We start from the raw sequence: 16,126 nt of genomic DNA on the forward strand, positions 1-16,126 counted from the left end.
CGGGGATTCCCGGACCGGTTTTTTCATGAGGTGTGACATGAATGATGCGCGTCGTGCCGCAGTGAGGATCGCTACTGTTTGCGCTCTGGCGTGCGCAAGCGTGGCCGGGCACGCGCAGTATGCATCGGTGAACCTCGAATCTTCGACGGGTGTACCGGCGGTCAAGAAGATGCGCTCGTTCAAGTCGATGCACTACGTGAATCTGGTCCAGCAGGAATACGACTTCAGCTGTGGATCCGCAGCCTTGGCAACGCTGCTGCGATACGGCTACGGGATCGACATACCCGAGCCGGAAATGATCCAGCGAATGATGGCGTTCTCCAACCCGGAAACGGTCATCAAGAATGGCTTCTCGATGCTCGACATGAAGAAATTCGTGGAGACGCTGGGACTCGAGGGGCGAGGATTCAAAGTTGACGTGAACGCGCTTTACGACTTGCGCATCCCGGTCATCGCGTTGATCGACGTCAACGGCTATCAACACTTTGTGGTCATCAAGGCAGCGAAGGACGGACGGGTGTTCGTGTCCGATCCGGCGCTAGGCAATCGCATTATCGAGCAGGCCGATTTTGCCAAGCAATGGAACGGCTTGGTGTTGGCGGTCGTCGGCAAGCCGTTTTTGGAGGATTCACCGCTGCTCAAAGGAAACGAATCCCTGGCAGTCAAGTTGCGCGACAGCGCCTTGGCGACCGGGACATCTCCGACCCCGATGGTGGACTTCGGCATCATCCGGGCGGATCTGTTTTGAGATCAGACCATCATGAACCGATTTGTCCCGATGCTGGCAATCCCGCTGCTTGCAAGTGCCGTGCCGGCATTCGCATCGAGCGTGGTGCCCGAGAGCTGGACGCCTGTGAGCGATGAAGTGCTCGCGCACGCGACCGGCAAGTACGCACAACAGAACATGATCACGGGCTTTCAGCTCGTCATGCAGTCGCAATGGCAGATGCCGACCGGTGCGAGCCTGATGGCCACCGGCGTGCTGGGTGTGAATCAAAACGGCGGCGGCCTCCAGGTGCAGACCGGTGCCGCGACCGGCATTATCCCCGGTCTGGTCAACGCGACCGGACCGCTTACGCAGTCAGTGTCGGGCGCGGCAAGCGTACTGATCAACGGCGTCGCCCAGATCACCCAGGTGGCCGGCGATGCGAACAACGCCCTGAACAAAGCCATCATTCAGTTCGGTCCTGGGGTAACGATCGCGTCGCTGGTGCCGGTCGGCGGGCAGGGCGCGAACAGTTCGCAGACCACGGTGGGCAATTTGAACGCCAGCGTGGCCATTTCGTCGGCCGGCATGCAGATCACGTTGAATACGCCGAACGGCAATCTCGGCCAGAGCGTGGGCGGCGGGGCCGGTGCTGCGATGAACCAGATCATGCAGGTCGTGCAGGTGGCGGGTAACGCCCAGCAGGTCATGAACACGATGCAACTGAATCTGCAGACGAGTCCGCTTACGTCGGCCGCCCTGCATCAGGCCGGCATTCAGAGCGCGTTGGCAAACATCGCCGCGATCCGCCGATGACGGTCGAGGATCGTCAAGCCAGGTCGACGACGTGACGCGCAAGTGAAGGGTAAGGCAGGAGCAAGTGAAGTGACGGCGCCGCGCTGCCATGGATGCGCAGGGTGACGCCGGTAACCGTGTCCGGCAACGTTGCAACCCTTGGCCGGACGCCAAGATAACGAGAAGTGGGGCGTCGCCGCAGGTCGCTTGCGGTGAACAAGAAGGTGATGTCGGCAGAGCCCGGGCATTGCACGTCCACCGGAATCGGAATGGGTTTCGCACGCATCACCCCGCAGTCGAGCAGCAAGGACAACCGTTGTTGGCAATACGTGTTTGTTGGATTGCGCGCGGACGCCTGTCCGCACCTTTACCCGGGGGGATCATGAACACTCATCGCTTTTTTCCCGTTGCCGCTATTCCGTTGGGGGTACTGCTTTTCACGCTATCGGCCCAGGCTCAGGAGCATACGAACCCATCGCCGGACGACCGTCTGCAAATGTTGATGGACATGGTCGACCGGCAGCAGCGGGAAATTTCTTCTCTCAAGCAGCGCCTCACGGATATCGAGATGGCGCAACGCGGACGCGGTCTGACCGCTTGGGATACTGCGCAGATCGCGCAGGTCTCGCCCGGTGACGGATCGGCCGCCGGTTCGGCGGGCACGCCGGGCGGCGGCGCCGCCGGCGCGTCGGGGCCCTCGTCGGCCACGCCGATCGGCGAGACCCAGCAGATGCAAAAGAGCACGAGCGATTCGCAGCGCACGCCGGCCGAAGAGGCGGTTGTGCAGGCCCAGCACGCGCCGCTGTTTGACCACAAGCTGACCATCGATACGGGGATCAGCTACAGCTACTACGACCGGCGTCAACTCGTACTGAGCGGCTTTCTCGCCCTCGATGCCATCTTTCTCGGTCAGCTCAATCTTGGCGAGACCAAGGCCAACGTCTGGACGTTCGACGTCAACACGCGCTACGGGATCAATGACCGGTTGAGCGTGGCGTTTGACGTGCCGTATCTCTACCGCAACTCGGACTTCATCTCGGGTGGGGTGGGCGGCGCGGCATCGTCGGTGAGCGACATCAGCAAGAACTCGGCGAACATCGGCGACGTGAATGCGTCCCTGTACTACCAGCTCGTCAAGGAGAACGCGAACTGGCCCGATATCGTGGCCTCGTTTCGCGTGACCGCGCCGACCGGTACGTCACCGTTTGGCATCAAGCTCGGCACGCCCGATCCGACCAATAACAACCTGACGACGCCGTCGCGGCTGCCGACGGGGAACGGCATCTGGGCGTTCACGGCCGGCCTGTCGTTCCTGCGCACCTACGATCCGATCGTCTTGTTCGCGAACGTGGCGTACACCTACAACGTGGCCCGCACGTTTGACGACGTGTCTGCTGTCGAAGGCACGACGCAACCCGCGAAGGTCAAGCTCGGCGACATCATTCAGGTGGGCGCGGGCATGGCATTGGCGCTCAACGACAAGACGGCGCTGTCGATCTCGTACTCGACGGCGATCTCGCGCGCGACGAAGACGGCCAGCCCAGGCGGCGCCTACACCACGGTGGCGGGCAGCTCGACGAACGCGGCGTCGCTCAATTTCGGCATCAACTATGCGATCAACAAGCACTGGACGGTCAACGGTTACGTCAATGCGGGGATGTCGCCGGATGCGCCGAACTATGTGATCGGTTTGCGCTTCCCGTACACGTTCTGACGACGGGGGCACCGCACAGGTGTGCAAGAAGACAGCAGGAACGGGGTTTGCGCGTCGCCGGTACCGGCGACGCGCATGGAATCAGGGTCAAGGAAGGCGTACGGAATAGCGACGGGCGCGGCGCGAAGCGACCCTCGGTTAGCGCGACGGGCGGGGTGGCATACGGCTAACCCCTGCGTTGACGGACAGACGGGTCGGCTGCATTCCAGCGGCCAGAGCAGGGGGTGAAACGTGCGAAATCGCAGCGATCATGCGCGGCCCATCCGGCACGGAAATCGATGCCTGCGTGGGTTTTGGCAGTGGCGCGGGAGGGACGACTTCGTCCCAGAGCCGCACATTGTTAGCCGTTGCCGCCACGGCGTGGCCCGGTGCAATGGCGACGGGCGCGATGCCCGGAACGTTGGCGACAATGCTGTGCTGCAGGTTCGCCGCACGCGTGCTGGCGAGCAAGGCGTCGCTGACCGCGACCGGAACGCCACGCATATCGGCGGACTGAGCTTGCGCGGAGATGGCAAAGCACGCCGCCACCAGACAACCCATAGCAACGCACGTCATCTTGACGCTGATCTTTTGGTTCATGGCATGCCCCCGGCCTCCAACGACTGTCCTCTCAGCACACGTTGTATTTTATGGCGCGATTCGAGAAAAGGAAGGGAAAAAAGTAATAGCGGAATGTTAGAAAATTGAGTAAATAACTTACGCAGATTGCGGTTTGTCGCGCAGAGGCCACATGGAGCGGCGTTCGTGAGTTCAGGAACAGCTGCCATGCGGGTTTCGTGCGTAGATTGCGCTACAAGCGAGGTGACGCCTGATGTTTGCCTCATGACGAAGGCTGGAGGGTTTCTTCGGTTTTCGTGGCCGCCTGGGCATGTGTCGAACATGCGACGGGGGGGGGTAACTCATGAACGCATCGGGCTTGATAACAAGCGGGGCGGCGGCCCGGGGGGGCTGACCGGAACGACGGGGGAAACCATGCGTGTGCTGGTCGTGGGTGAGGCTGCCAGTTGGCTGAGCGGCCTGCAGGTCGCACTGCAGACCGACGCGAACGCGACGCCGCCGGTTTTGCGTCACGTCGACGAGGTGGCGGCGCAGGACTGGCTCTGGTTGCGCGAGTTGCCGTCGCGTCGCGCGCTTGTGCTTGCCGAGTCGGTGGCCCGTACGCCAGACATCGATGGTCTGTGTGCGACTGCCGCCGACTGTGCGCCGCCTGTCCCGGTGCTCGTTATCGGAGATGCGGGTTTTCCCGATGAAATCATTCGCTGGCTGCAGGCTGGCGCGGCGGCATGTCTGCCATGGCCGAGTTCGGTCGCGCGCACGCGTGCGGTCTTCGATCTGGCGTTCTCGGGCGGTCGATTCGTTCCCGACGAGGCCATCTCGGCATTGCTCGTGCTTTGGCGCCAGGAGGCACTGGGCGAAGCGCTGCCGCTCTCGCGTCTGCCGGTGTTCCCGATGGGCGGCGACAAGGCGACGCAACTGGCCGAGTCGGCGCTGCTCGGTATCTCCGCGCGGCAGTACGAAATTCTGGCACTCCTATCGCGCGGTTTATCCATCAAAACGATCTGCCAGCAACTGGCGATCTCCGAGGGAACCGCCAAGACCCACGTGTCTGCCCTGTATCGGCGGCTCGGCGCCCGCAATCGTGGCGAGGCGATCTACATCGCGGCGCAGCGCGGGGCGCGTCATCTGTTCGAGACCTGACGAGCGACCCCGGGTTGCCCGATCGGATTTCGCGACCATTCAACCCGGAACTTTCCGGGAATCGCTGCGCGATGGTTGGCCGATCGCGGACTGTCGAATTACTATACGAGCTTCGTTTGCCACCCATTGCGACAGGCGCCGCTGACGGCGGCGCCTCGAAGTCGACGGCGATGCCCGTCGACGAGGCACAGGAGTCCACGCGTTGTCCAAGTCGTCCAAGCCGTTCGAGTCTGCATTGCCGCAAGGTCCCGCCCCGGCGTCTACGGCATCCGCCGCCGGCCCGTCTTCCGAAGCCACCTCGTCGCAGGGGGGGGCGCCGCCGGTCTGCCGGCGCGCGGTGCGCTCGCCGGCGTAAAGGTGCTCGAACTCGGCACACTCATCGCGGGTCCGTTTGCCGCGCGCATGCTGGGGGAGTTCGGCGCCGAAGTCATCAAGATCGAGGATCCGCAGCACGGCGATCCGTTGCGCAAGTGGCGCAAGCTGCACCCCGACGCGGGCGGCACGTCGCTCTGGTGGGCCGTGCAGGCCCGTAACAAGAAGTCGGTGACGATCAACCTCAAGTCTGCCGAGGGGCAGGAGATCGTGCGCAAGCTCGCCGCGCAGGCCGACATCGTGGTCGAGAATTTCCGTCCCGGGCTGCTTGAGCGATTCGGATTGGGGTACGAGCAACTCTCGGCCGACAATCCGGGGCTCGTGATGGTGCGCCTGTCGGGCTACGGGCAGACTGGGCCGTACCGTGACCGGCCCGGCTTCGGTGCGATTGCCGAGTCGATGGGCGGACTGCGCCATATCACCGGGTATCCGGACCTGCCACCGCCGCGCATCGGCATTTCCATTGGCGACTCCATCGCGGCGCTGCACGGCGTGATTGGCGCGATGATGGCGTTGCATCACCGCAATGTGAACGGCGGGCGGGGGCAGGTGGTCGACGTCGCCCTTTACGAGGCCGTTTTCAACCTCATGGAGAGCGTGGTGCCCGAGTACAGTGTGGCCGGCATGGTGCGCGAGCGCACGGGCGCGTCGCTGCCGGGGATCGTGCCCTCGAACACCTATCCGTGCGCCGACGGCATGATCGTGGTGGGCGGCAACAGCGATCCGATCTTCAAGCGGCTGATGCGCGCCATCGGCCGGCCCGATCTGGCGGACGATCCCGCCCTGGCGCACAACGACGGCCGCGTGCCGCGCACGCAGGAAATCGACGACGCCATCGGCCAATGGACGCGCGCGCGTCCGATCGATGATGCCCTGGCGGTCCTGCAAGGGGCCGACGTGCCGGCAAGCCGTATCTATACCGTGGCCGACATGTTCAAGGATCCGCAGTTCATCGCGCGCGAGATGATTCAGCGTCACACGTTCCCGGACGGCACGCCCATCGATCTGCCGAACGTCACGCCCAAGCTTTCGCAAACGCCGGGGCAGACGCAATGGCTCGGCCCGGCACTTGGCGAGCACACCGAAGAGGTGCTCGGGCAACTAGGTTATGATGCCGAACGAATCAAGGCACTGCGCGAGAACGGCGTCATTTGAGCTGAGCCGATCTCGCGCTAGACCGCGGGGCGCGGCACTGTCCGCGGCTCGCGAATAAGCACGTTACACCAAGAAAAAACGCTGCAACCACGGAGACAAACCTCATGCAAAGACGTCAGTTCGTCACGACGCTGGCCGCAGCCGGCTTGATCGGCGCAGGCATTCGCCCGAGCTTCGCGCAAGGCAAACTCGAGAAGACCAAGGTCGCGATCGCCGTCGGCGGCAAGAACCTGTTCTATTACCTGCCGCTCACGATTGCCGAACGCCTGAATTACTTCAAGGACGAAGGTCTCGACGTCGAAATCTCGGATTTCGCCGGTGGCTCGAAGGCGTTGCAAGCCCTCGTGGGCGGTAGCGCCGACGTGGTGTCGGGCGCTTACGAACATACGATCCTGTTGCAGGCGAAAAACCAGTTCATCCGCGCCTTCGTGCTGCAGGGGCGCGCCCCGCAGATCGTCTTCGGCGTGTCGAACAAGACCATGCCGAATTACAAGTCGCTGGCCGACCTTCGTGGCAAGAAGATCGGCGTGACGGCGCCGGGCTCGTCCACCAACATCATGGCGAACTTCGTGCTGGCCAAGGGCGGCGTCAAGCCCAACGAGGTGGCGTTCGTTGGTGTCGGCGCGTCGTCCGGTGCGCTCGCCGCGATTCGCTCGGGCAATATCGACGCCATCGTCAACCTCGATCCGGTGATCACCATGCTCGAGCGCGACAAGGAGATCCGCGTGATCTCGGACACGCGTACGCTCAAGGAGACGGTGTCGGTGTTCGGCGGCCATATGCCGGCGGGGTGCCTGTACACGAACGAATCGTTTATTCAGAAGAATCCGAATACGACGCAGGCGCTGACCAATGCCATGGTTCGTGCGTTGCGCTGGCTTCAGACGGCTGGGCCGGCGGACATCATCAAGACGGTACCCGACGCCTATCTGTTGGGCGACCGCGCCTTGTACCTCGATGCCTGGGGCCGCGTGAAAGAGGCTATGTCCCCGGACGGCCTGATTCCCGCTGACGGCCCGGCCACGGCGCTGCGTACGTTGCAGGCGTTCGACGAGTCCGTCAAGGGCAAGCCGATCGATCTGGCGAAGACGTTCACGAACGAATTCACGAAGAAGGCCGACGCCAAGTACAAATGATGACAGCGCCGGCTCTGAGTTTCGACAGCATTACGTGTACGTTCGTCGCGCGAGACGATCGCGCGAAGCGATACACGGCCGTGGCCGACACGTCGCTCGACATTGCGCCGGGCGAGTTTGTCTCGGTCGTCGGCCCCACCGGTTGCGGCAAGTCGACGTTGCTCAACGTCGCTGCCGGGCTGCTGGTGCCGTCGTCCGGCACCGTCAAGGTGTTCGGCGAGGCGCTCAAGGGCATCAATTCGCGCGCCGGCTATATGTTCCAGGCCGAAGCGCTGATGCCCTGGCGCAACGCCATCGACAACGTGACCGCGGGGCTGGAGTTCCGTGGCGTATCGGCCGATGAAGCGAAGGCGCGCGGACACGAGTGGCTCAAGCGCGTGGGGCTGGGCGGGTTCGGCGATCGCTACCCGCACCAGCTCTCGGGCGGCATGCGCAAGCGCGTGGCCATGGCGCAGACGCTGATTCTCGATCCGGACATCATTCTGATGGACGAGCCGTTCTCGGCGCTTGACATCCAGACGCGTCAGCTCATGGAAAACGAGTTGCTCGATCTGTGGGCGGCCAAGCGCCGGGCGGTGCTGTTCATCACGCACGATCTGGACGAGGCGATAGCGCTATCGGACCGTGTCGTGGTGCTCTCGGCAGGGCCGGGCACGCATCCGATCGGGGAGTTCCGCATCGATCTGCCGCGTCCGCGCGATGTGGCGGAAATCCGCACGCATTCGCGCTTCACCGAGCTGCACGCCCAGATCTGGGACGTGCTGCGAGAGGAAGTGCTCAAGGGCTATGCGCAACAGTTGAAGGCAGTCTGACACGTCATGTGGCAAATCACCGACTTTCTGTTCGGCGGGTGCGGCTGGATGCAATGGCTGGACTGGCTCGACTGGCTGGATGGGGTCGATTTGCTGGATGGCTTTGGTGGGTTCGATTGGCTTGTCTGATCGCTCGTCTGATATTCCCGGAATTCGTTCGTCATGCGTAATCGTTCGATCATGCGGCACTTGCGGTTGTGGCAATGGCTGCTGCTGGTGGTGGCTTTTCTCGTCTGGTACGTCCTGACGAGCCCGACGCTGCTCCCCGCGTTCTACTTCGACAGCCCCGACAAGGCGGCTTTCTTCTTTGGCGAGCCGCAGAAGGTATTGCTCCAGATCTGGCAGTGGTTCGCCGGCGGGGAGATCTATCTGCATCTCGGCGTCACGCTGCTCGAGACCGTGCTCGCCTTTGTCATCGGCACGGTGTTCGGGCTGGCGGTGGGACTGTGGCTGGCGCTCTCGCCGAGCGCCGGTGCGCTGTTCGATCCGTACATCAAGGCGGCCAACTCGATGCCTCGCGTGATTCTCGCGCCGATCTTCGGCGTGTGGTTCGGGCTTGGCATCTGGTCGAAAGTCGCGCTGGGCGTCACGCTGGTGTTCTTCATCGTGTTCTTCAACGTGTACCAAGGCGTAAAGGAAGTCAGTCCGGTCGTGCTGGCGAATGCCCGCATGCTGGGCGCGAATCAGCGCCAGTTGCTGCGTCGCGTGTATCTGCCGAGCGCCACCAGTTGGGTGTTCTCCAGCCTGCATAATTCGGTCGGACTCGCGTTCGTCGGTGCAGTCGTCGGGGAGTATCTGGGGTCGGCGCGCGGCGTGGGCTACCTGATTCTGCAAGCGGAAGGCACGTTTGACATCAACGCCGTGATTGCCGGCGTATTGATCCTGACGGCGTTTGCCCTCGTGCTCGACGGGCTTGTGGGTGTGGTCGAACGGCGTTTGCTCGTGTGGCAGCCGCAGGCCGGCGAGACCGAGAAGATGTGAGGTATGGCCGCTGGCGACGCCGATGTCGCCGGCGGTCGTGACGGCATGGCGGCAAATTTGTGGCAGATCGGTGGCCGTTGTGTTGCCTCCGAATCGCCGCAACGACAGGCGTGATGCTGTGACGGCGTCATATCCGGGCACCTTTCCTCGGTTACAATTGCCGCATGCGAATCCTGCTCAGCAACGACGATGGGTATCAGGCGCCTGGCCTGGCCGCGCTTTACGAAGCGCTGGCACCGCTTGGCGACATTACCGTAGTGGCGCCCGAACAGAACTGTAGTGGTGCGTCCAATTCTCTGACCCTGCAACGGCCGCTGTCGGTGTTCAAGGGCGGCAACGGTTTCACGTTCATCAACGGCACCCCGACCGACTGCGTGCACATCGCGCTGACCGGGCTGCTCGAAGAAAGGCCCGATATCGTTGTGTCCGGCATCAACAACGGCCAGAACATGGGCGAAGACACGCTCTACTCCGGCACGGTGGCGGCGGCCACCGAAGGGTTTCTGTTCGGGATTCCCTCGTTCGCCTTCTCGCAAGTCCATAAAGGCTGGGATCACCTCGATAGCGCGGCGCGCGTGGCGCGCGAGGTCGTCGAGCGGTATATGGAGCGCCCGCTGGGCGCGCCCTTCCTGTTGAACGTCAATATCCCCAATTCGCCGTACGACCGCCTTAAGGGCGCAGTGGCGACGCGACTTGGGAAGCGGCATCAATCGCAGCCGGTGATCCGTCAGGAGAATCCGCGCGGCGAAACGATTTACTGGATCGGGCCGGCTGGCGACGCGCGCGACAGCAGCGAAGGCACCGATTTTCATGCCGTGGCGCACGATTACGTCTCGGTCACTCCCTTGCAACTGGATCTCACGCATACCGCACGACTTGGCGTCGTGCACGACTGGCTGGCCAGCGCAGGGGTGACCCAACGATGACGACACCGCCAAAGCGTTTTCCTCTTCCCTTGGCCGATGTGATGAGCCGTCGGCAACGTCAGGCGCCGGTGCTCGACAAGGCGTCGCGGGCCAGTCCCGCCGGCGCGCCGCCTGCCGCGATGACGCGCGCCGCGGCGCCCGCAAGTCAAGGGAACGGAAAGACGCCGACTGGTGGCACGCTTTCTCCGAATACACACGGCGGCCTGCGGGCTGCCGCGACGCCAATGGCCGGCGCGTCGGCGCGTCCCGGCGGCGCACAGACGCCGCACGCGGTCGTACCGAAAGGACTTGCGCGACCCGCGTCCGCCCCCCACGCGCAGCCCGCGCCGCATGCTGCGAAAGGTGCGCCGCGGCCCACCGTCAAAACAACGGGGACGGGGCATGCCCAGCCGGGCGCGGCCGTCGGTGCCAGGGGCGCGGTGCGTGGGGTGACGGCAACGAAGGTTTCGGCGGGTGGCACGGGACGCGCGAGCGCCTCGGCGCTCGGGAATTCGCCGGATGGCATCGGACTGACCTCCGAGCGGGTGCGCGCGCGGATGGCTGAACGCGTAGCCGCATCCGGCGTCAAACACCCGGGGTGCTGGCGGCGCTGGCCACGGTGCCGCGTCACGGATTTGTCGACGCGGCGCTCGCCAATCAGGCCTATGAAGACGCGGCGCTGCCGATCGGTCACGGGCAGACGATTTCCAAGCCATCGGTCGTCGGGCGCATGATCGAGCTGCTGCTTGCTGGCGGGCGTCCGCTGGAGAAGGTGCTGGAAATCGGCACGGGATGCGGCTACCAGGCGGCGGTCCTGTCGTGTGTGGCGCGCGACGTGTACTCGATCGAACGCGTGCGTCCGCTCCATGAGCGTGCCAAGGCCAACTTGCGACCGCTGCGGGTGCCGAATATTCGCCTGCATTACGGAGACGGGCGGCTAGGGCTGCCGGCGGTCGCGCCGTTCGACGGCATTGTGATTGCCGCTGCCGGACTGGAAATCCCGGACGCGCTGATCGATCAACTCGCCGTTGGCGCACGCCTCATCGCGCCAGTGGGCGGTGAGCAACAGATTTTGACCCTCATCGAGCGCACCGGTACGCGCCAGTGGCGCGAGACCCAGCTTGATAGGGTGTTATTCGTCCCCTTAAAATCGGGCATCATCTAAGCCCGACGGGCCTTATTCTGCGGAGGATTTGAGTGAATTTGCGAGCGGGTTTCCAACAACGCGTCGCCAGCGTCCTGTTGCTGAGCATGCTGGCAGCGTGCGCATCGCGACAAGTCGGGGCGCCGGTCGTCGACCGTACCGTAGGCGGTGTGGCGACCGACGGTAGTGCGCCAGGCGCAGCGCCTGTCATCGACAACACGCCGGTGCCGGCGGGGTATTACCGCGTAAAGCCCGGCGATCGCCTCTATCGCATCGCGCTGGAGAACGGTCAGAACTATCGCGATATCGCGCGCTGGAACAATATCCAGAACGCGGATCAGATCGAGGTTGGCCAGGTCTTGCGTGTGAAGCCACCCGCCGGGGATACCGGCACGCCGTTGCCGGCGCCGCTCGCCAGCAACAATGTGGCCTCGGTGCCACCGGCGGTCGTGACGCCGCCGGCCAGCGCGTCGGCGACGGCCGCGCCGTCCGCACCGTCCGCTGTGTCGAGTGGCGAGTTGCAATTGTCGTGGCCGGCCAAGGGCAATGTCGTTGGCCGCTTCGACGATTCGAAGAACAAGGGCCTGAACATTGGCGGGACCGTCGGAGAGCCTGTCTATGCGGCGGGAGCGGGCAAGGTCGTGTATTCAGGGGCCGGCCTGCGCGGTTATGGCAACCTCGTCATCATCAAACACGACGCTACCTTCTTGACGGCGTATGCGCACAACCGCACACTGTTGGTCAAGGAAGGCGACTCCGTCACGCGGGGTCAGAAAATTGCCGAAATGGGTAACTCGGATGCGGATCGTGTCATGCTGCATTTCGAGGTGCGTCGCGACGGCAAGCCTGTAGATCCGATGAAGTATTTGCCGCCTCAATAAACTAGGCAGGGTCGAATGCTCAAGAGAAAGCGTCGCACTTCGCAAGAGGAAGACCTCGCTGCCCCGGAGCCCGATCAGGAAGTCGACGATCGGCAATCCCGGCAGGACGAGGACGTGGACGACGCTTTCGACGAGCGCGAGGCGGCGGAGGACGACGACGTGTCGTCGTCCGACGCGGCCGAAGCCGGTACCGCCGCCCGCAAGCGCAAGCCCGAGGCCGAGGACTTCGGCACGGTGCTGCAGGCCGAACTCACGGCGGATACCGTCCAGCACTATCTCAACCGTATCAGCGTCAAACCGCTGCTCACGCCCGCGGAAGAATTCGATTACTCCACGCGTGCCCAGGCTGGCGAGTTTGCGGCCCGTCAGGTCATGATCGAGCGCAATTTGCGTCTCGTTGTGAGCATTGCCAAGGGCTATCTCAATCGCGGTGTGCCACTGCTCGATCTGATCGAGGAGGGTAATCTCGGCTTGATGCATGCGATTGAAAAGTTCGACCCGGGGCGCGGGTTTCGTTTTTCCACCTATGCCACGTGGTGGATTCGCCAGAGCATCGAGCGCGCCATCATGAATCAGGCGCGCACCGTGCGCTTGCCGGTGCATGTGATTCGCGAACTCAACCAGGTGCTGCGCGCGAAGCGTCATCTTGAAAAGAGTGCGGCGTATGTCGATGGTGGCGAGCAGCGCGACGCAAGTATCGAAGACATTGCCGATTTGACCGGCAAAACGCCCGAAGAGGTGATCGACATCCTCGCGCTCAACGAGCATGTAGCGTCGCTCGACGCGCCGCTGGAAATCGATCCGGGCAGTAGCTTGCTCGATTTGCTCTCGGATGATCACAGTGCGGCCCCGGAGCAGGAGGTGCAGCATCGCGAGCTGGAAGACCTCATGCGCCTTTGGCTCTCGCGCCTGTCCACCAAGCATCGCTACGTCATCGAGCGACGGTTCGGACTCAACCGTGTGGAACCTGCCACGCTGGAAGAACTGGCCGACGAAATGGGGCTGACGCGCGAGCGCGTGCGACAGATCCAGCAAGAGGCGCTCGTCAAGCTCAAGCGCTATTTCGCATCCAACGGGGTGCGCAAGGACGCCGTGCTCTGATTGGTGTCGACCTCGACGACCGCCGCCATCCGCCGCCCGCGCCGTCGGGGGGCGAATGCCATGACGTTGCCGTGATGCGGCGGCGCGCACTGAATTTCACTTCACATTCTGACCATGTCATCTCCTGTCCTCGTCTTCGATATTGAAACGATCCCCGACGTTGACGGCCTGCGCAAGCTCGAGCCGGCGTACGCCGGGCTGTCCGACGATGCCGTGGCCGACGCCGCCTTTGCCGCCCGCCGTGAAAAGGTGGGGCACGACTTCCTGCCGTTGCACTTGCAGCGCGTTGCGGCAATCTCGTGCGTGTTTCGCGATCGCGACGGTTTTCGTGTGAAATCCCTCGGTACGCTCGACGATGGCGAGGAGGCACTCGTCTCCGGCTTCTACCGCACGATCGAGAAGTACGCGCCGCAACTCGTGTCGTGGAATGGCGGCGGCTTCGACCTGCCCGTGTTGCATTACCGCGCGATGATTCACGGCATTGCCGCGCCGCGCTATTGGGACATGGGTGAGGACGATCGCGAGTTCAAGTGGAACAACTACATCAGCCGATATCACCAACGTCATCTGGATTTGATGGATCTTCTGGCGATGTATCAGGGCCGTGCAAACGCGCCGCTCGACGACCTGGCCAAGCTGTGCGGGTTTCCCGGCAAGCTTGGCATGGACGGCGGCAAGGTTTGGGAAGCGTTCCGCGCGGGCAAGCTTGAGGAGATTCGCAATTACTGCGAGACGGACGTGGTGAACACGTATCTCGTCTATTGCCGCTTTCAGTTGATGCGGGGCGGCTTGCGTCAGGCCGAGTACGCGCAGGAGATCGAATTCGTGAGACGCTCGCTCGAAGAGGAGGCGGCGCCGCACTGGAAGGAATATCTCGCCGCCTGGGCGTGATCGCCTGAGTTTGTGACGGGGGGAATGTCGGCGCTGCGCGAACGAGCGTACGTCAGTGGCGAGCGAATCGATTAAAATGTTCGGTTTGCTGTCGCACACGAGAACAACCACGTGACCCGCTCCTCCCGAAATTCCTCACGCGGCCGGCCGGCTGCCGAGCCCGGCATTATCGATATTGAATCGCTCGACATGGAAGCGCGCGGCGTCGGCCGCACCGCGCCCGAGGGCGAGCCGGGTACACCGGACTACAAGCCCGGCAAGGTGATCTTTGTCGAAGGCGCGCTGCCGGGCGAACGCGTCACCTATCTCAGCTATCGTCGCAAACCCAAATTCGAGCAGGCCGAAGCCGTTGATGTGCTGCGCGCCAGCCCGATGCGCGCCAAGCCGCAGTGTCCGCACTTCGGCAAGTGCGGTGGGTGCTCGATGCAGCATCTCGAACCGCGTGCACAAATCGCTATCAAGCAGCGTGTGCTCGAGGACAATCTGGCGCGTCTGGGCAAGGTGAAGGCCGAAGCCATCCTTCGGCCCATCCAGGGGCCGGACTGGGGCTATCGTTTCCGCGCGCGTCTGACGGTGCGGTACGTCCCGAAAAAGGGGGGCGTGCTCATCGGATTCCATGAGCGCAGGAGCAGCTACGTGGCCGACATGGACTCGTGCGAAGTGCTGCCCCGCCACGTTTCGGACATGCTCGTGCCGTTGCGGCGCCTGGTCGAGTCGCTGTCCATTCGGGAACGTCTGCCGCAGATCGAACTGGCGATCGGCGCCGAGGTGACGGCGCTCGTGTTGCGTATTCTCGAGCCCCTCACGCCAGCGGACGAAGACCTTCTGCGCGCCTTCGCTGAGGCAAATCACGTGCAGTTCTGGGTTCAACCGAAGGGGCCGGACACAGCGGTGCCGTTCTACCCGCTGGACCCGGAATTGCATTACACCCTGCCGGAATATCAGATCCGGATGCCGTTCAAGCCGACGGACTTCACGCAGGTCAACCATCAGATCAACCGTGTGCTCGTGCATCGCGCGTTGCGCTTGCTGGCGCCAGCGTCGCATGAGCGTGTGCTCGATCTGTTCTGCGGCCTGGGGAACTTCACGTTGCCACTGGCGCGTCGCGCCGGCACCGTCATGGGGATCGAGGGCAGCACCGCGCTCACGGAGCGCGCGCTCGCGAACGCGCAACGTAATGGCGTGGCCGAACGGACCGAATTCGCGTGCCGGAACCTGTTCGACATCACACCGGAGGATATTCGCGCCTTGGGTGCGTTTGACCGCTACCTGATCGATCCGCCGCGCGAAGGGGCGCTGGCGGTATCGAAGGCGCTCGCCGAATTGGCGCAGCAGGGCTACGACGGCCTGCCCAAGCGCATCGTCTACGTTTCCTGCAGTCCGGCAACGCTGGCGCGTGACGCGGGCGTGCTAGTGCATGAGGCGGGCTATCGCCTGACGCTGGCCGGGGTGGTGAACATGTTCCCACACACGTCGCACGTCGAGTCGATGGCCGTGTTCGAGCATGAGAGCATCGGCCAGCCGTGGGTGCCGACGGTGCGGGTGTCGGCGTCGGATGCTTCCGCCGATCAGGGCGTCGAGGGCATTCAGGGCATTGAGGGCGTTGAAGCGATTGCCGGTGCTACCGGTGGCGACGGCGTGATTCACGACGAGGCCTGATCGGACGTGATGGTTGGCGTTGGCCATTGGTTGCGGCGGCCGCGGCGCCGCAGCGGCCGATGGCGCCGGGCGGGCGAAGTGCGGGGCTGAGCGCCCCGGCCCACTAGCGCATCGGGTGGGCCACACATCGCAAAATCCCGTTACACAAAGAAAAAGCCAGTCCTGAAGGACTGGCT

General features: G+C 63.6%; 15 protein-coding genes and 1 pseudogene. 15 read left to right on the forward strand and 1 reads right to left on the reverse strand.

Annotated elements, in window-relative coordinates:
• Window positions 1–37: 37 nt before the first annotated feature.
• From DRB87_RS08960 to DRB87_RS08970, 3 genes are all read left to right on the forward strand, one after another.
• Window positions 38–748 carry a C39 family peptidase gene (locus DRB87_RS08960; RefSeq protein WP_240756236.1) on the forward strand — a complete coding sequence of 237 codons (711 nt, stop codon included), beginning with the start codon at window positions 38–40 and terminating at the stop codon, window positions 746–748.
• A gap of 12 nt (window positions 749–760) precedes the next feature.
• Window positions 761–1,522, forward strand: coding sequence for a hypothetical protein (locus DRB87_RS08965; protein ID WP_130025648.1), 762 nt, complete (start codon window positions 761–763; stop codon window positions 1,520–1,522).
• A 361-nt stretch (window positions 1,523–1,883) separates the two neighbouring features.
• The gene (locus DRB87_RS08970) at window positions 1,884–3,215 is read left to right on the forward strand and encodes a hypothetical protein (RefSeq protein ID WP_130025649.1); all 1,332 of its coding nucleotides are present in this window, start codon (window positions 1,884–1,886) and stop codon (window positions 3,213–3,215) included.
• Between the two features lie 138 nt (window positions 3,216–3,353).
• On the opposite strand, the gene DRB87_RS08975 is transcribed toward DRB87_RS08970, so the two are convergent.
• Window positions 3,354–3,794 (reverse strand): hypothetical protein, encoded by a 441-nt coding sequence (locus DRB87_RS08975; RefSeq protein WP_130025650.1) that lies wholly within the window; start codon window positions 3,792–3,794, stop codon window positions 3,354–3,356.
• Window positions 3,795–4,187: 393 nt separating this feature from the next.
• Between DRB87_RS08975 and DRB87_RS23485 the strand changes: the two genes are divergently transcribed.
• The 12 genes and pseudogenes from DRB87_RS23485 (at window position 4,188) to rlmD (ending at window position 15,950) form a co-directional block, all read left to right on the forward strand.
• Window positions 4,188–4,913: a response regulator transcription factor gene (locus DRB87_RS23485; RefSeq protein ID WP_240756237.1), complete on the forward strand. Its 726-nt coding sequence runs from the start codon at window positions 4,188–4,190 to the stop codon at window positions 4,911–4,913.
• A gap of 324 nt (window positions 4,914–5,237) precedes the next feature.
• Window positions 5,238–6,440, forward strand: coding sequence for a CaiB/BaiF CoA-transferase family protein (locus DRB87_RS08985; protein ID WP_130027799.1), 1,203 nt, complete (start codon window positions 5,238–5,240; stop codon window positions 6,438–6,440).
• Window positions 6,441–6,544: 104 nt separating this feature from the next.
• Window positions 6,545–7,576, forward strand: a complete 1,032-nt coding sequence (locus DRB87_RS08990) for an ABC transporter substrate-binding protein (protein ID WP_017231419.1) — start codon at window positions 6,545–6,547, stop codon at window positions 7,574–7,576.
• The gene (locus DRB87_RS08995; RefSeq protein WP_130027800.1) at window positions 7,576–8,388 is read left to right on the forward strand and encodes an ABC transporter ATP-binding protein; all 813 of its coding nucleotides are present in this window, start codon (window positions 7,576–7,578) and stop codon (window positions 8,386–8,388) included. Before DRB87_RS08990 ends, DRB87_RS08995 begins: the two co-directional genes overlap by 1 nt.
• 6 nt (window positions 8,389–8,394) lie before the next feature.
• Window positions 8,395–8,517 (forward strand): hypothetical protein, encoded by a 123-nt coding sequence (locus tag DRB87_RS23925; RefSeq protein WP_255501469.1) that lies wholly within the window; start codon window positions 8,395–8,397, stop codon window positions 8,515–8,517.
• Window positions 8,518–8,550: 33 nt separating this feature from the next.
• Complete coding sequence (locus DRB87_RS09000; RefSeq protein ID WP_017231422.1) at window positions 8,551–9,369, forward strand: ABC transporter permease; 819 nt, start codon at window positions 8,551–8,553, stop codon at window positions 9,367–9,369.
• A 164-nt stretch (window positions 9,370–9,533) separates the two neighbouring features.
• Entirely contained in the window at window positions 9,534–10,295 is a 762-nt protein-coding gene (gene surE / locus DRB87_RS09005; RefSeq protein WP_130025651.1) for a 5'/3'-nucleotidase SurE, read from the forward strand.
• Window positions 10,292–11,439: pseudogene (locus DRB87_RS09010) on the forward strand (protein-L-isoaspartate(D-aspartate) O-methyltransferase). Before surE ends, DRB87_RS09010 begins: the two are co-directional and overlap by 4 nt.
• A gap of 86 nt (window positions 11,440–11,525) precedes the next feature.
• A complete protein-coding gene (locus DRB87_RS09015) occupies window positions 11,526–12,299 on the forward strand; it encodes a peptidoglycan DD-metalloendopeptidase family protein (RefSeq protein WP_240756292.1) in 774 nt (257 codons plus the stop codon).
• Window positions 12,300–12,314: 15 nt separating this feature from the next.
• On the forward strand, window positions 12,315–13,400 hold the full coding sequence (gene rpoS, locus DRB87_RS09020) for an RNA polymerase sigma factor RpoS (protein WP_130025653.1): 1,086 nt from the start codon (window positions 12,315–12,317) through the stop codon (window positions 13,398–13,400).
• Between the two features lie 114 nt (window positions 13,401–13,514).
• Window positions 13,515–14,291 carry a 3'-5' exonuclease gene (locus tag DRB87_RS09025; protein ID WP_130025654.1) on the forward strand — a complete coding sequence of 259 codons (777 nt, stop codon included), beginning with the start codon at window positions 13,515–13,517 and terminating at the stop codon, window positions 14,289–14,291.
• A 111-nt stretch (window positions 14,292–14,402) separates the two neighbouring features.
• The gene (gene rlmD, locus DRB87_RS09030; protein ID WP_370363783.1) at window positions 14,403–15,950 is read left to right on the forward strand and encodes a 23S rRNA (uracil(1939)-C(5))-methyltransferase RlmD; all 1,548 of its coding nucleotides are present in this window, start codon (window positions 14,403–14,405) and stop codon (window positions 15,948–15,950) included.
• The last annotated feature ends 176 nt before the right edge of the window (window positions 15,951–16,126 follow it).

The organism is Pandoraea sp. XY-2 (assembly GCF_004193915.1).
GTDB lineage: Bacteria > Pseudomonadota > Gammaproteobacteria > Burkholderiales > Burkholderiaceae > Pandoraea > Pandoraea cepalis.

Coding starts and splice junctions, on each gene's coding strand:
- DRB87_RS08960 (WP_240756236.1), top strand. CDS start 38: ATGAATGATGCGCGTCGTGCCGCAGTGAGGATCGCTACTGTTTGCGCT.
- DRB87_RS08965 (WP_130025648.1), top strand. CDS start 761: ATGAACCGATTTGTCCCGATGCTGGCAATCCCGCTGCTTGCAAGTGCC.
- DRB87_RS08970 (WP_130025649.1), top strand. CDS start 1,884: ATGAACACTCATCGCTTTTTTCCCGTTGCCGCTATTCCGTTGGGGGTA.
- DRB87_RS08975 (WP_130025650.1), bottom strand. CDS start 3,794: ATGAACCAAAAGATCAGCGTCAAGATGACGTGCGTTGCTATGGGTTGT.
- DRB87_RS23485 (WP_240756237.1), top strand. CDS start 4,188: ATGCGTGTGCTGGTCGTGGGTGAGGCTGCCAGTTGGCTGAGCGGCCTG.
- DRB87_RS08990 (WP_017231419.1), top strand. CDS start 6,545: ATGCAAAGACGTCAGTTCGTCACGACGCTGGCCGCAGCCGGCTTGATC.
- DRB87_RS08995 (WP_130027800.1), top strand. CDS start 7,576: ATGACAGCGCCGGCTCTGAGTTTCGACAGCATTACGTGTACGTTCGTC.
- DRB87_RS23925 (WP_255501469.1), top strand. CDS start 8,395: ATGTGGCAAATCACCGACTTTCTGTTCGGCGGGTGCGGCTGGATGCAA.
- DRB87_RS09000 (WP_017231422.1), top strand. CDS start 8,551: ATGCGTAATCGTTCGATCATGCGGCACTTGCGGTTGTGGCAATGGCTG.
- surE (WP_130025651.1), top strand. CDS start 9,534: ATGCGAATCCTGCTCAGCAACGACGATGGGTATCAGGCGCCTGGCCTG.
- DRB87_RS09015 (WP_240756292.1), top strand. CDS start 11,526: ATGCTGGCAGCGTGCGCATCGCGACAAGTCGGGGCGCCGGTCGTCGAC.
- rpoS (WP_130025653.1), top strand. CDS start 12,315: ATGCTCAAGAGAAAGCGTCGCACTTCGCAAGAGGAAGACCTCGCTGCC.
- DRB87_RS09025 (WP_130025654.1), top strand. CDS start 13,515: ATGTCATCTCCTGTCCTCGTCTTCGATATTGAAACGATCCCCGACGTT.